General features: G+C 65.8%; 12 protein-coding genes and 2 pseudogenes. 9 read left to right on the forward strand and 5 right to left on the reverse strand.

Annotated elements, in window-relative coordinates; all coding sequences use genetic code 11:
* A pseudogene (gene mscL, locus G7Z99_RS19325) lies at positions 1-82 on the forward strand (large conductance mechanosensitive channel protein MscL); the annotation flags it as partial.
* 40 nt (positions 83-122) lie between these two features.
* Here mscL and G7Z99_RS19330 read toward each other — a convergent pair.
* The gene (locus G7Z99_RS19330) at positions 123-899 is read right to left on the reverse strand and encodes a ferredoxin--NADP reductase (RefSeq protein ID WP_181096699.1); all 777 of its coding nucleotides are present in this window, start codon (positions 897-899) and stop codon (positions 123-125) included.
* 201 nt (positions 900-1,100) lie between these two features.
* Here G7Z99_RS19330 and G7Z99_RS19335 point away from each other — a divergent pair, with 201 nt between their 5' ends.
* The gene (locus G7Z99_RS19335) at positions 1,101-1,802 is read left to right on the forward strand and encodes an autoinducer binding domain-containing protein (protein WP_181096701.1); all 702 of its coding nucleotides are present in this window, start codon (positions 1,101-1,103) and stop codon (positions 1,800-1,802) included.
* Positions 1,803-1,897: 95 nt separating this feature from the next.
* Positions 1,898-3,022 (forward strand): methyltransferase, encoded by a 1,125-nt coding sequence (locus G7Z99_RS19340; protein ID WP_181096703.1) that lies wholly within the window; start codon positions 1,898-1,900, stop codon positions 3,020-3,022.
* Positions 3,023-3,027: 5 nt separating this feature from the next.
* On the opposite strand, the gene G7Z99_RS19345 is transcribed toward G7Z99_RS19340, so the two are convergent.
* The 3 genes from G7Z99_RS19345 to G7Z99_RS19355 are packed head-to-tail and all read right to left on the reverse strand — an operon-like array spanning position 3,028 to position 5,644.
* Positions 3,028-3,180, reverse strand: a complete 153-nt coding sequence (locus G7Z99_RS19345; protein WP_181096705.1) for a DUF2474 domain-containing protein — start codon at positions 3,178-3,180, stop codon at positions 3,028-3,030.
* Positions 3,181-3,196: 16 nt separating this feature from the next.
* Positions 3,197-4,204: a cytochrome d ubiquinol oxidase subunit II gene (gene cydB / locus G7Z99_RS19350; RefSeq protein WP_181096707.1), complete on the reverse strand. Its 1,008-nt coding sequence runs from the start codon at positions 4,202-4,204 to the stop codon at positions 3,197-3,199.
* A 3-nt stretch (positions 4,205-4,207) separates the two neighbouring features.
* Positions 4,208-5,644 (reverse strand): cytochrome ubiquinol oxidase subunit I, encoded by a 1,437-nt coding sequence (locus G7Z99_RS19355; protein WP_181096709.1) that lies wholly within the window; start codon positions 5,642-5,644, stop codon positions 4,208-4,210.
* A 309-nt stretch (positions 5,645-5,953) separates the two neighbouring features.
* Here G7Z99_RS19355 and G7Z99_RS19360 point away from each other — a divergent pair, with 309 nt between their 5' ends.
* Positions 5,954-7,186: an MFS transporter gene (locus G7Z99_RS19360; protein WP_181096711.1), complete on the forward strand. Its 1,233-nt coding sequence runs from the start codon at positions 5,954-5,956 to the stop codon at positions 7,184-7,186.
* Positions 7,187-7,195: 9 nt separating this feature from the next.
* On the opposite strand, the gene G7Z99_RS19365 is transcribed toward G7Z99_RS19360, so the two are convergent.
* Positions 7,196-7,675 (reverse strand): GNAT family N-acetyltransferase, encoded by a 480-nt coding sequence (locus G7Z99_RS19365; RefSeq protein WP_181096714.1) that lies wholly within the window; start codon positions 7,673-7,675, stop codon positions 7,196-7,198.
* 211 nt (positions 7,676-7,886) lie between these two features.
* Here G7Z99_RS19365 and G7Z99_RS19370 point away from each other — a divergent pair, with 211 nt between their 5' ends.
* From G7Z99_RS19370 to G7Z99_RS20260, 5 genes and pseudogenes are all read left to right on the forward strand, one after another.
* Positions 7,887-9,182, forward strand: a complete 1,296-nt coding sequence (locus tag G7Z99_RS19370) for an NCS2 family permease (protein WP_181096716.1) — start codon at positions 7,887-7,889, stop codon at positions 9,180-9,182.
* The gene (gene trmA, locus G7Z99_RS19375) at positions 9,179-10,264 is read left to right on the forward strand and encodes a tRNA (uridine(54)-C5)-methyltransferase TrmA (RefSeq protein ID WP_181096718.1); all 1,086 of its coding nucleotides are present in this window, start codon (positions 9,179-9,181) and stop codon (positions 10,262-10,264) included. The genes G7Z99_RS19370 and trmA overlap by 4 nt, the downstream gene beginning before the upstream one ends.
* A gap of 193 nt (positions 10,265-10,457) precedes the next feature.
* On the forward strand, positions 10,458-11,339 hold the full coding sequence (ypfJ, locus tag G7Z99_RS19380) for a KPN_02809 family neutral zinc metallopeptidase (protein ID WP_181096720.1): 882 nt from the start codon (positions 10,458-10,460) through the stop codon (positions 11,337-11,339).
* A 305-nt stretch (positions 11,340-11,644) separates the two neighbouring features.
* A pseudogene (locus tag G7Z99_RS20255) lies at positions 11,645-12,526 on the forward strand (methyl-accepting chemotaxis protein); the annotation flags it as partial.
* Between the two features lie 198 nt (positions 12,527-12,724).
* On the forward strand, positions 12,725-13,429 hold the full coding sequence (locus G7Z99_RS20260) for a methyl-accepting chemotaxis protein (protein WP_375139172.1): 705 nt from the start codon (positions 12,725-12,727) through the stop codon (positions 13,427-13,429).
* Positions 13,430-13,658 lie beyond the last annotated feature (229 nt).

Below are 13,658 nucleotides of genomic sequence, written 5' to 3' on the forward strand. Positions count from 1 at the left end.
GCCCACCCCTACCCCGCAGGAAACGCTGCTCACGGAAATCCGCGACCTGCTCAAGACGCAGAACCAGAACCGCCTGCCCTGAACGACGGGCGCCTGGCCCATGCCCAGAGGCGGGCCAGGCCTTACCAGTAGGTCTCGACGGCGACCTGGCCAGGCCGACGACTCAGCGCCAGCTGCAAGTCGCGCGCCTTGAGCGCCTGGCGTGTGTCATCGATCATCTGCGGGTTGCCGCACAGCATGATCCGCGAGTGTTCCGGGCTCAGCGCCACACCGGCCGCTGCCTCCAGTTCGCCCGTCTCGATCAGCGTGGTGATGCGCGAACTCAGTGCACCGGGGTGGGCTTCGCGCGTCACGACCGGGATGAACTGCAGCTTGCCAGCGTGCTCGACCAGGTAGTCGCGTGCCTCGAGCCCGTCGATGAGCGCCTGGTAGGCCAGCTCCTGCGCTTCGCGCACCGAATACACCAGCTTGATCGACTCGAACCGCTCCCAGGCTTCGAAGTCCTGCAGGATCGAGACGAACGGCGCAATCCCCGTGCCGGTGGCGAGCAACCACAGGTCACGGCCGCCGGTGAAGCGATCCAACGTGAGGTAACCGAACGCCTGACGGTCGACCAGGACCGTATCGCCGACCCCGAGGCGGCTCAGTTCGCTGGTGAATTCGCCGCCTGGCACGACAATTGAAAAGAAATCCAGAAATTCGTCATGAGGCGCCGATACCATCGAATAGGCTCGCCAGACGACGCTGCCGTCAGCCTTGGTCACACCCAGGCGCGCGAATTGCCCGGCACGAAACCGGAAGCCTGGGTCGCGCGTCATTCGCAGGCTGAAGAGGCTGGGCGTCAACGTCTGCACGTCGAGCAGCGTCTGGCATGTGAATTTGTCGGCACTGGCAGTCATGGGGCTCTCCATCGGTCGGGGAGACAGTGTCGCGTAATCGGTGCGCAATGAACACCGATGCTGGAGCACCTGACACATGACGGAATTAAAAAGCCTAACGTAATCGCAAAATTTTCCTGCCAAAGCGATAGTCTTTTCCTACACTGGCAACACCCTTTGTACAACTTGGATCCGAATTGGACACGTGGAGGGAGCCTCACCATGCAGCATTGGAGCACGGAACAGATACGGTGCCTGCTCGAGGAGCGCGAACCGGCCCGCTTGTTCAAGCAGGCCGTCGGCCTGTCTCGTTCGCTGGGCATGCCCTACATCAGTTGGACATTCTTTTCCAACACCCCGGGTACCAAGCAGCAGGTCACCTTCTACAACAACTTCCCGGAGGCCTGGGGCCTGCTCTACGAAAAGAAGTTCCTGGCGACCGACCCGGTCGCCCATGCCTGCCGTCACACGACCAGCGCCGTGCTCTGGGACGACTCGCTGTTCGAAGGCGTACCCGACCTGCGCGAGCAGGCCAGCGCCCATGGTCTGCGCCATGGCTGGACGCAGGCGATCCACGACCTGCACCACAATGAAAGCCAGATCAGCGTCGCCCGACCTGAACGCAAGATCTCGATCACCGAATTCTACGACAAGAGCGTGCAGATCGGCTGGCTGGGCACCACCTTGCACCGCGCGCTCACCGAGCACCTGCTCGCCCAGCGCCAGCCGCTACCCAGGCTGAGCAACCGTGAACTGGAAGTGCTGCGCTGGTCGGCGGCCGGCAAGACGGCCGCCGATATCGCCATGATCCTGTCGCTGTCGCTCAGCACCGTCAACTTTCACATCCGCAGCATCATCGGCAAGACCAACGCCTCCAACAAAGCCGCTGCCATCGCCATCGGCGTCACCTATGGTCTGATCTGACGCACGCGCCGCGCCCTTGGGCAAACCTCTGTAGAATCGCGCACCATGACCGGTCCCATGCGGGGCCAGGCGCCCTTGCACCAGAGTGTATTGCCATGCCCTTGCTGAACAGCCCCTTCGCCGAACTCGACCTGATCCGCCAACCGGAGCAGGCTAACGATCCCCTTCAAGCCTTCGACGCCGCCGACCAGTACCTGCTCGAGCAGCTTGCCCAGCAGCGGCCGGACAGCGCCTGTCGTGTACTGGTGCTCAACGACAGCTTCGGCGCACTGGCCGTCAGCCTGGCCGGCCATGTGCAGGTGACCAGCAGCGGCGACTCTCACCTGGGCCGACTGGCACTGGAGAAGAACCTGGTGCGCCATGGCCAGGCCTTCGACAGCGTGCCTTTCGTGGCGGCCAACGAACCGTGGCACGGCCTGTTCGACCGCGTGCTGATCCGCGTCCCCAAGACCCTCGCCCTGCTGGAGGAGCAACTGATCCGGCTGCACGGGCACCTGGCGCCAGGCGCCCAGGTCATCGCCGGTGCCATGATCAAGCACCTGCCGCGGGCGGCAGGCGATCTGCTGGAGCGCTACATCGGCCCGGTGCAGGCTTCGCTGGCCTCGCGCAAGGCACGGCTGTTGACGGCCACGCCTGCCGAGCGACCGCTGGCCGTCTCGCCCTACCCGTCGCGCTATCGCCTGGACGCGCCTGTCCTGGAGTTGCTCAATCACGCCAACGTGTTCTGCCGTGAAGGCCTGGATATCGGGACGCGGGCGTTCCTGCCGCACCTGCCGGGCGACCTGGGCATGGCACGGGTCGCTGACCTGGGGTGCGGCAACGGCGTGCTGGCGATCGCCAGCGCCCTGGCCAACCCCCAAGCGCATTACACCCTGGTAGACGAGTCGTACATGGCCGTGCAGTCCGCGCGGGAAAACTGGCAGGCTGCGCTGGGTGACCGCCCGGCGATCATCGAAGCCGCCGATGGCCTGGACGCACTCGAGCGGCAGTCACTGGACGTGGTGCTGTGCAACCCGCCCTTCCACCAGCAGCAGGTGGTCGGCGACTTTCTGGCCTGGCGCATGTTCCAGCAGGCTCGCGAAGCGCTGGTGGTCGGTGGTGCCCTGTACATGGTCGGCAACCGTCACCTGGGCTACCACAGCAAGTTGGCCCGCCTGTTCCGTGGCGTCGAGCAGGTCGCGGCAACGCCGAAGTTCGTGGTGCTCAAGGCCCGCAAGTAGAGGCGTCAGTGCGTGGTCAGCCCGGCTGCGCTCATGAACAGGCGCATGCCGTAGGCGGCCACCCCCAAAGCCGCCACGCTCAGCGTCCAGATCAGCGCCAGCCACCCCAGACGCTGCCAGAGTGGCGACGTTTCGCGCTCGTGCTCGTGCCTGTCCATCCGGGCCTCCTTCGGGTCAGTGGTAGCCATCTTCGTGGGTCACCTTGCCGCGGAACACGTAGTAGCTCCAGAAGGTGTAGCCCAGGATCAGCGGGATGATGAACAGCGTTCCCACCAGCATGAAGCTCTGGCTCTGCGGCGGCGCCGCCGCCTCCCAGATCGACACCGATGGCGGGATGATGTTCGGCCACAGGCTGATGCCCAGGCCGCTGTAGCCCAGGAAGATCAGCATCAGCGTCAGCAGGAACGGTGCATAGTGCGCTTCCCGGGCCACGGCACGGATCAGTCCGTACAAGGTGGCCAGCACCAGCAGCGGCACCGGTAGGAACCACAGCAGGTTGGGCATCGCGAACCAGCGACCGGCGATCTGGGGATAGGCCAGCGGTGTCCACAGGCTGACCAGGGCAATGACCGCGAGCAACGCAAGGGCCAACGGCCGGGCCAGCACGTGCATCTGCCGTTGCAGCGGGCCTTCGGTCTTCATGATCAGCCAGGTGCACCCCAACAGGGCGTAGGCGACGATCAACCCGGCGCCGCAGAACAGGCTGAACGGCGTCAACCAGTCCAGCGAGCCGCCGGCATAGCTGCGGTCGACCACCTTGAACCCTTCGATGAACGCGCCGAGTGCGACGCCCTGGAAGAACGTCGCCAGCAGCGAGCCGCCGATGAAGGCCTTGTCCCAGACATGACGCTTGTCGGCCTTGGCCTTGAAGCGGAACTCGAAGGCCACGCCGCGGAAGATCAGCCCGACCAGCATCAGCATCAGGGGCAGGTAGAGGGCCGACAGCACCACGGAGTAGGCCATCGGGAAGGCGCCGAACAGCCCTGCGCCGCCCAGCACCAGCCAGGTTTCGTTGCCGTCCCAGACCGGGGCGACCGTGTTCATCATCACGTCGCGGTCATGCTCGGCCTTGACGAACGGGAAGAGCATGCCGATGCCGAGGTCGAAGCCGTCCATCACCACGTACATCATGATGCCGAAGATGATGATGACGGCCCAGATCAGGGGAAGGTCGATGTCCATGGCTCAGTTCCTCTCGGTCGGGGTGGCGGACGTACCGTCCTGGCCTTCGACGGCGGCGGACAATGGCCGCGCCGGGGTCCGCGGGCGACCGGGGCCACCTGGCTTGCGCTCGTGCCCTTCGCCGCTGTGCGGCCCCTTGCGGACCAGGCGCATCATGTAGGCGAAGCCGACCCCGAACACGGCGAAGTACACCAGCACGAACATCACCAGGGTGAACCCCAGCTGGGCGTAGCTGTGGTTGGAGACGCCGTCGGCGGTGCGCATCAGGCCGTAGACCACCCACGGCTGTCGACCGATCTCGGTGGTGAACCAACCCGCGAGGATCGCGATCAACCCGGCCGGTCCCATCCACAGTGCCAGGTGCAGGAACGGCCGCGAGCTGTACAGCGTGCCGCGCTTGCGCAGCCACAGGCTCCACAGGCCCGTGGCGATCATCAGCATGCCAAGCCCGACCATGACCCGGAACGACCAGAAGATGATGGTCGAATTGGGCCGGTCCTCGGGTGGAAAGTCCTTCAGCGCGGGCACTTGCTTGTCCAGGCTGTGGGTCAGGATCAGGCTGCCGAGCACCGGGATCTCGAGCGCATACCGTGTGGTCTCGGCCTGCATGTCGGGCAAGCCGAAGAGGATCAGCGGCGTCGGCTCGCCAGGCGGGTTCTCCCAGTGGCCTTCGATGGCGGCGATCTTCGCCGGCTGGTGCTCGAGGGTGTTGAGGCCGTGGAAGTCGCCGATCACGGCCTGGACGGGGGCCACGATCAAGGCCATCCACATGGCCATCGACAGCATCGTGCGCACTGCCGGGTTGTCACGCCCGCGCAACAGGTGCCAGGCCGCCGAGGCCCCGACGAAGAAGGCGGTGGCGACGAAGGCCGCGACGGCCATGTGCATCAGGCGGAACGGGAACGAGGGGTTGAAGATCACCGCCAGCCAGTCCATCGGGATCACCCGGCCATCGACGATGGCGTGGCCCTGCGGGGTGTGCATCCAGCTGTTGGAGGCCAGGATCCAGAACGTCGAGACCAGGGTACCCAGGGCCACCATGAGCGTGGCGAAGAAGTGCAGGCCACGCCCGACACGGTTCCAGCCGAACAGCATGACGCCCAGGAAGCCGGCCTCGAGGAAGAAGGCGGTCAGCACCTCGTAGGTCAGCAAGGGGCCGGTGATGGCGCCGGCGAAGTCCGAGAAGCGGCTCCAGTTGGTGCCGAACTGATAGGCCATGACCAGGCCGGAGACCACGCCCATGCCGAAGTTGACCGCGAAGATCTTCGACCAGAAGGTATAGAGGTCGCGGTACACCTGGCGGTCGGTCTTCAACCAGAGGCCTTCGAGCACCGCTAGGTAGCTGGCCAGGCCAATGGTGATGGCCGGGAACAGGATATGGAACGAGACGGTGAAGGCGAACTGGATACGGGCCAGGTCGAGTGCTTCGAGACCGAACATGCTGCCTCCTGACGGATGAACCTCGGCGCGGGCGTGTGCCCTGCCGTCCATGTCTATCGAGTGCGCACCCTGCGGATTGTTCGATCGAGCTTCGTCGCCGTGGCCCGATGACCCGATTTCGCGGGTACATGCCTTGATACACGTCAATGCTTGCCAAAGCATAGCCCCATACGCAGCCCGTATTGATGCGGTGCATTGCCACAGGTCGGTTGCTCTTCTCGCAACCCGTGTCGAACCCGGGCATTTGTAATCCTTTGTTACACTCCAGCCATCTTCGTCACCTGTGCCTTTTCTCGGGATTTCAGCCTCATGCCTGCTTCCACGCCCCACCTGCTGCGACACCAGCGCTCGTTCGTCGCGTTCTGGTTCGCGCGCGTCTTCACCGCCAGCGCTTTCCAGATGCTGACCGTGGCCATTGGCTGGCACCTCTACCAGTTGACCGGCAGTGTGCTCGACCTGGGCCTGGTCGGCCTGGTCGAGTTCGCGCCCCGGGTACTGTTCATGCTGCACACCGGCCATGTCGCCGACCGTTACGACCGCCGTCGCGTCGCGGCGCTGTGCCAGGGCCTGCAAGGGGTGATCGCCCTGTCGCTGGCGGTGGCCAGTGCGAATGACAGTGTCAGCCGCGAGCTGATCTTCCTCCTCGCCTTCATGCTGGGCGCGACCCGCTCGTTCGAAATGCCGGCCACCCAGGCGCTGCTGCCCAACGTGGTGCCGCCCGGGCTGTTTCCGCGTGCGGTGGCGGCGTCGGCGTCGGCCACCCAGTCGGCGACCATCGTCGCACCTGCCGTCGGGGGCCTGCTCTATGCCTTCGGCAGCCTGTGGGTCTACGGCCCTACCGTCGTGCTCTACACCCTCGCCTGTGCGCTGACCCTGAGCCTGGACGCTCGCCAGCACGTCGCCCAGCGCGGGCGTGCCACCCTGGAATCGCTGCTGGCGGGCGTGCGCTTCATCCGCAGCCGCCAGGACATCCTCGGCGCGATCTCGCTGGACCTGTTCGCGGTCCTGCTGGGCGGCGCCACGGCGCTGCTGCCGGTATTCGCCAAGGACATCCTGCTCACTGGCCCCTGGGGCCTGGGCCTGCTGCGCTCGGCACCCGCGGTCGGGGCCTTGCTGATGTCGGTGTGGCTCGCGCGCTTCCCGGTGGAGCGCAAGGTCGGGCGGGTGATGTTCACCGCCGTTGGCGTGTTCGGCGTGGCGACCATCGGTTTCGGCCTGTCGACCTCGTTCTGGTTCTCGCTGGCCGTGCTGGTGGTCCTGGGCGCTGCCGACATGATCAGCATGGTCATCCGCAGCGCCTTCGTGCAGCTGGAGACCCCTGACGAGATGCGCGGTCGAGTGAGCGCGGTCAATGGTCTGTTCATCGGGGCCTCGAACCAGCTCGGGGAGTTCGAGTCGGGCATCACCGCGCACTGGTTCGGCACGGTACCAGCAGTGGTGCTGGGCGGGGTCGGCACGCTAGTGGTGACCGGGGTCTGGATCCGGCTGTTCCCGACCCTGGCGGGCCGCGATCACATGCACAGCACGCGCGCGGACACCTGACCTAGGCCCCTAGAGCGGCAGCGTCATCGCCCACTCGCGGTGGACACGGGCCCGGTACCCGTCCCCACTGCGCGACCAGCCGCTGGCCTGGTACAGGCCGATGGCTGCCTGGTTGTCCGGATCGACCGACAGCTGCAGCGCTCGGGCCTGCGGCCACAGGGCACGCACCAGAGGGGGCAGCGCGCCCATGCAGAAGCGTCCCAGGCCCTGCCCCTGGCATCGCCAGTCGACCTGCAAGGCGTTGAGCGTCACGGCGTCAGGCTCGGCCCAGGTCGGCAGGTGCGCCCCGCGCTCGATCAGCATGAACGCCTTGGGTACATCCTCCACCAGCAAGACGAGGCCGCGCCGATCGTCGCTGTCCACGCTGAGCAGGATGTACAGCGCGTTGGCAATGTCGCCGGCAAAGCGCACCTGCCCAGGATGTACCCGAAGGTCGTTCAGCTGCTCGCGCTGAGCCTGCGACAGCTGGTGGTAATCGATCAATTGCATGGGACGCGTTCAGTGAGGGGCGCGGCGCAAGCGGCGCAGGAAGCCGGGAATCGATCAAGTGTACTGCAACACGCGTTACCGCCTGGCGACCATGCTGGTATGATGCGCGGCTTTTTTCACCCCGGATAAAACCACGGGCCTTGATAGGGGCTGTGCTTTGCTGATGGGGTCGACACATTTTCAAGGCGCTGGAGCGTCCTGAGGAGCAGGCATGCTGGAACGGCTGTTTCAACTGAGAGCACACAACACCAACGTGCGCACCGAGATACTCGCGGGCATCACGACCTTCCTGGCCATGGCCTACATCCTGTTCGTCAACCCGAGCATCCTCGGCGAAACCGGCATGGACAAGGGCGCGCTGTTCGTCGCCACCTGCCTGGCCGCAGCCATCGGTTCGGTGACCATGGGCCTGATCGCCAACTACCCGATCGCCCTGGCGCCGGGCATGGGCCTGAACGCCTTCTTCACCTACACCGTGGTCCTGCACATGGGCCATACCTGGCAGGTGGCGCTGGGGGCGGTGTTCATCTCGGCGGTGCTGTTCTTCCTGCTGTCGATCCTGCGGGTGCGCGAATGGATCGTCAACAGCATCCCCTTGCCGCTGCGCTCGGCCATCGCCGCCGGCATCGGGCTGTTCCTGGCCCTGATCGCCCTGCACAACGCCGGCATCGTGGTCGACAACCCGGCCACCCTGGTGGGCCTCGGCGACCTGCGCGAGCCGGCGCCGATCCTGGCGACCCTGGGCTTCTTCCTGATCGTCGGCCTGGAAGCGCTCAAGGTCCGAGGCGCCGTGCTGATCGGCATCATGGCCGTGACCGTGGTGGCGATCCTGCTGGGCGTGACGCCCTTCGCCGGGGTGGTCTCGATGCCGCCTTCGCTGGCACCGACCTTCCTGCAACTGGACATCCGAGGCGCCCTGGACGTCGGCCTGGTCAGCGTGATCTTCGCCTTCCTGTTCGTCGACCTGTTCGACAACTCCGGCACGCTGATCGGCGTGGCCAAGCGAGCGGGCCTGATGGACAAGGACGGGCACATGCCGAAGATGGGCCGTGCCCTGATCGCCGACAGCACCGCCGCCATGGCCGGCTCGCTGCTGGGCACCTCCACCACCACCAGCTACATCGAGTCGGCCGCCGGGGTCAGTGCCGGTGGCCGCACCGGCCTGACCGCCATCGTGGTGGCCGTGCTGTTCCTGCTGGCGCTGTTCTTCGCCCCCCTGGCCGGTAGTGTGCCGGCCTTCGCCACGGCCCCGGCGCTGCTGTTCGTCGCCGTGCTGATGGCCTCGGGCCTGGCCGAGATCAACTGGGACGACGTGACCGAGGCCGCGCCGGTGGTCATCACCGCCCTGGCCATGCCGCTGACCTACTCGATCGCCAACGGCATCGCCTTCGGTTTCATTTCCTGGACTGCCATCAAGCTGATTTCCGGTCGTCATCGCGACCTGAACGCCGCCTTGGTGATCCTGTCCATCCTGTTCGTGATCAAGCTGGGGTGGCTGCAAGCATGACGACCGTTCTGGACACCGCATCCTACGACGCGCAGCTGGACGCCAAGGTCCAGCGCCTGAACGCGCTGCTGGCCCCGTTCGAGGCGCCGGCACCTGCCGTGTTCGACTCGCCACGCGAGCACTACCGGCTGCGCGCGGAATTTCGCCTGTGGCGCGAGGACGGCCAGCGGCACTACGCGATGTTCGCGCCGGGCGAAAAGCACACGCCGATCCTGATCGACGACTTCCCCATCGCCAGCCTGCGCATCAATGCGCTGATGCCACGCCTGAAGGCCGCCTGGCAGGCCAGCGAAGCCCTGGGCCACAAGCTGTTCCAGGTGGAATTCCTGACCACGCTGGCCGGCGATGCCATGATCACCCTGTGCTATCACCGCCCGCTGGACGAGGCCTGGGAGGCCGCGGCGCGGCAGTTGAGCGCCGACCTCGACGTCAGCGTGATCGGCCGCTCCAAGGGCAAGCGGTCGGTGATCGGCCGCGACCATGCGCAGGAGCGCCTCGAGGTCGCCGGGCGCACCTTCAGCTACCGCCAGCCGGAAGGCGCCTTCACCCAGCCCAACGGCACCGTCAACCAGAAGATGCTGAGCTGGGCCTACGACGCGCTCGGCCAGCGTGACGACGATCTGCTCGAGCTGTATTGCGGCAACGGCAACTTCACCCTGCCCCTGGCCACCCGTGTGCGCCAGGTACTGGCCACCGAGATCAGCAAGACCTCGGTGAACGCGGCCCTGAGCAACCTGGACGAGAACGGTGTGGACAACGTGCGCCTGGTGCGCCTGTCGGCCGAAGAGCTCACCCAGGCGCTGAACGAGGTCCGCCCGTTCCGCCGTCTGGAAGGCATCGACCTGAAACGCTACGACTTCGGTACCGTGTTCGTCGACCCGCCGCGGGCCGGCATGGACCCGGACACCTGCGAGCTGACACGGCGGTTCGAGCGCATCCTGTACATCTCGTGCAACCCCGAGACCTTGGCGGCGAACATCGCCCAGTTGCACGACACGCACCGCATCGAGCGCTGCGCGGTATTTGACCAGTTCCCCTATACGCACCACATGGAAAGCGGCGTGCTGCTGGTCCGGCGCTGAGTACGTCCGGCCGGGTGCCAGGGCGCCCGGCCGGATCGGTTCGAGGTCGCTGGTGTTTTGTGCCTGTCCCGATGGATAGTCACAACCGTTCGGTTGTCCATCACTACAGTGTTATGCCCACGGGCAGTCCACACAGACCTATGGTCCTTGAACTACCTTCCTCGATACGATCGAAACGCCCTGGAGAACCGACATGGATTGGCGAAAAGGCCGACGCAGTGACAACGTGGTGGACGCACGCGGCAGCGGCGGTGGTGGTGGCATGCGCTTCGGAGGCGGCAAGGGCCTCGGGCTCGGCGCCATCCTGCTGATCGTGGGGATCGGCTGGCTCACGGGCCAGGACCCCTTGCGCCTGCTCAGCCAGCTGACCGGACAAGGCAGCCAGGCGCCGGTCGCGACGCAGGGCGGCACCAAGGCCCCTCCGGCCAACGATCAACAGGCCGCGTTCGTCAGCTCCATCCTCGGCGACACCGAAGACACCTGGAAAGCGCTGTTCGCCCAGAATGGCAGCCAGTACCGTGAGCCCAAGCTGGTGCTGTTCAACGGTCAGATCCAGTCGGCCTGCGGCTTCGCCTCCTCGGCGGTCGGCCCGTTCTACTGCCCGGCCGACCAGCGCGTCTACCTGGACACCAGCTTCTTCCGCGAGATGGAAACCCGCTTCGCCGCCGCCGGCGATTTCGCTCAGGCCTATGTGATCGCTCACGAGATCGGCCACCACGTGCAGACCCTGATGGGCATTTCGGATCAGGTCGATGCCGCACGCCAGCGTGGACAGAAGCTCGAAGGCGCCAACGGGCTGCTGGTTCGCCAGGAACTCCAGGCCGACTGCTTCGCCGGCGTCTGGGCCTATCAGGCGCAGAAGCGCCTGAACTGGCTGGAACCGGGTGACGTGGAGGAAGCCCTCAACGCGGCCAACGCCATCGGTGACGACCGCCTGCAGCAGCAAGGTCAAGGCCGCGTCGTACCCGACTCGTTCACCCACGGCACCTCCGCGCAGCGCGTGCGCTGGTTCAAGGCCGGTTTTGAAAACGGCGAAATGGAGCGCTGCGACACCTTCAACACGCGGCAGCTGTAATACCCTCCGCCCCCTTCGTCGGCCAGGGCGGCCCGAGCGAGATCACGCTGAAAAAGCGTTTCAGCTCTGGCCCACCTGGCCGATACAGCCTGCACGAACGGCGGGTGACCAAGCAAAAGAACAAAACCCGTGGATTTTCACCCCCAAAGGGATCACTCGGGAGCGCGTGCATGAACGCTTGGTTTGCCAACATCGGCATCAACCTCAAACTGGGACTGGGCTTCGGCCTGGTGCTTCTACTGACGGGCCTGCTGGCCCTGACCGGCTGGATGAGCTTGTCCGGCCTGATCGACCGCAGCAACTGGATGAGCGACATCACCCAGCTCAACAGCGACCTGACCAACCTGCGGGTCGTGCGCCTGCAATACATGCTGACCAATGGCGATGACGCTGCCGCTCAGGCCATCGTGCCCAAGCTTGACGCCTTCAGTGCGCAGCAGCAGAAACTGCTGTCGACCTTCAAGAGCCCGGAAAATGTCGCGCTGCTGCGTGAGCAGGCGCGGTCGATCAGCGACTACCGTGTCTCGCTGGACAAGATGCGTACAGGCTACAAGCAGGCCACGACCGCGCGCGCAGACATGATTCGCACTATCGGCCAGGCCCGTGACACTCTGGAAGCGATGCGCACCCAAGTCCTGGCCCGTGCCGTGGACGACGGCACACGCCTGGGGTACTACCAGGCCGTCAGCACCACCGAACAGCAACTGTTGCAATCGCAAGTCGATACCCGAGGTTATGTGTCTAACCCCACCGACGCCAGCGAACAGACCGCGCTGCGTCAGATAGAGGCTTTGTTGGCGCAGGTCGACAGCCTGGGCGCGCGCGTGCCCGGCGAAGCGACCCGCGTCCAGACGCTGGAAACCGCGGCATCGGCCTACCGCGAGGCGGTCCGTCAGTGGCGCGATGCCATGGCTCAGGTCAAGGAAGCCCGCCAGGAAATGACCGTGCAAGGCTCGGACATCGTCAAAAGCAGCGAGGCGCTGTACCAGATCCAGCTCGACCGCCGGGATATCGAAAGCACCACCGCACGCACCTGGCAGATCACCGCCACCTTGCTGGCGCTGCTGGTCGGCATTGCCGCGGCCGTGATCATCACCCGCCAGATCACCCGCCCGCTGCGCGAGACCTTGCACGTGGTCGAACGCATCGCTCAAGGCGACCTGACCCACGACGTGCGGATCACCCGTCGCGATGAGCTGGGCGAATTGCAGCAAGGCATCGCGCGCATGGGCACGACGCTGCGCGAACTGATCGGGGGTATCCGTGAAGGTGTTTCCCAGCTGACCAGCGCGGCAGAAGAATTGTCGGCCGTGACCGAGCAGACCAGCAGCGGCGCCAACAGTCAGAAAATCGAAACCGACCAGGTGGCCACTGCCATGCATGAAATGGCAGCCACCGTGCAGGAAGTCGCGCGCAATGCCGAAGCCGCCTCGCGGGCGGCGACCCAGGCCGATGACGAGGCCAAGAGCGGCGATCGCGTGGTCAACGAGGCCATCGCCCAGATCGAGCGCCTGGCCGAGGAAGTGCACCGCTCCAGCGCGGCCATGGGCAGCCTGCAGCAGGAAAGCCAGCGCATCGGCAGCGTGATGGACGTGATCAAGTCGGTGGCCCAGCAGACCAACCTGCTGGCGCTCAACGCAGCCATCGAGGCGGCGCGTGCAGGCGAAGCCGGGCGCGGTTTCGCGGTGGTCGCCGACGAAGTCCGCGCGCTGGCCCAGCGTACCCAGCAATCGACCGAAGAAATCGAGGCGCTGATCGCCAGCCTGCAGGGCGGTACGCAAGACGTCGCCACGGTGATGCTCGACAGCACGCGCTTGACCGACAGCAGCGTCGAACTGGCACGCAAGGCCGGTGTGTCGCTGAGCAGCATCACCGGCACCGTGGCCAGCATCCAGGCGATGAACCAGCAGATCGCTGCCGCCGCCGAGCAGCAGGGTGTGGTGGCGGAAGAGATCAGCCGCAGTGTGCTGAACGTACGCGACGTGTCGGAACAGACCGCCACGGCCAGCAACGAAACGGCCGCCTCGAGCATCGAGCTGGCCCGCCTGGGCGCGCGGTTGCAGACGTTGGTCAGCGAGTTCCGGGTCTAGTCACCCCCGGCTGGGCCGGTGCCGCCGCCATCGCCGGCAAGCCGGCTCCCACGAGAGTAGCGGTGGCCTGGCAGGTCGACGGTGCTGGTCATACGGGCCCTACGGGCCCGATCGCGGCACGGGGGCCGCTTGTATGGTAGGACTTGAAGGGAGGAGGAGGGACTAGATCCGCTTCTGACTGTTCGCGCAGTACAGACCGTGGGAGATTTCGCCCCTCCTCCCTTCACCC

This window comes from Pseudomonas entomophila (assembly GCF_013523165.1).
Lineage (GTDB): Bacteria > Pseudomonadota > Gammaproteobacteria > Pseudomonadales > Pseudomonadaceae > Aquipseudomonas > Aquipseudomonas entomophila_A.

Excerpts from the sequence above, each read along its gene's own strand:
- G7Z99_RS19330 (WP_181096699.1), bottom strand. The coding sequence starts at position 899 with ATGACTGCCAGTGCCGACAAATTCACATGCCAGACGCTGCTCGACGTG.
- G7Z99_RS19335 (WP_181096701.1), top strand. The coding sequence starts at position 1,101 with ATGCAGCATTGGAGCACGGAACAGATACGGTGCCTGCTCGAGGAGCGC.
- G7Z99_RS19340 (WP_181096703.1), top strand. The coding sequence starts at position 1,898 with ATGCCCTTGCTGAACAGCCCCTTCGCCGAACTCGACCTGATCCGCCAA.
- G7Z99_RS19345 (WP_181096705.1), bottom strand. The coding sequence starts at position 3,180 with ATGGACAGGCACGAGCACGAGCGCGAAACGTCGCCACTCTGGCAGCGT.
- cydB (WP_181096707.1), bottom strand. The coding sequence starts at position 4,204 with ATGGACATCGACCTTCCCCTGATCTGGGCCGTCATCATCATCTTCGGC.
- G7Z99_RS19355 (WP_181096709.1), bottom strand. The coding sequence starts at position 5,644 with ATGTTCGGTCTCGAAGCACTCGACCTGGCCCGTATCCAGTTCGCCTTC.
- G7Z99_RS19360 (WP_181096711.1), top strand. The coding sequence starts at position 5,954 with ATGCCTGCTTCCACGCCCCACCTGCTGCGACACCAGCGCTCGTTCGTC.
- G7Z99_RS19365 (WP_181096714.1), bottom strand. The coding sequence starts at position 7,675 with ATGCAATTGATCGATTACCACCAGCTGTCGCAGGCTCAGCGCGAGCAG.
- G7Z99_RS19370 (WP_181096716.1), top strand. The coding sequence starts at position 7,887 with ATGCTGGAACGGCTGTTTCAACTGAGAGCACACAACACCAACGTGCGC.
- trmA (WP_181096718.1), top strand. The coding sequence starts at position 9,179 with ATGACGACCGTTCTGGACACCGCATCCTACGACGCGCAGCTGGACGCC.
- ypfJ (WP_181096720.1), top strand. The coding sequence starts at position 10,458 with ATGGATTGGCGAAAAGGCCGACGCAGTGACAACGTGGTGGACGCACGC.
- G7Z99_RS20260 (WP_375139172.1), top strand. The coding sequence starts at position 12,725 with ATGGCAGCCACCGTGCAGGAAGTCGCGCGCAATGCCGAAGCCGCCTCG.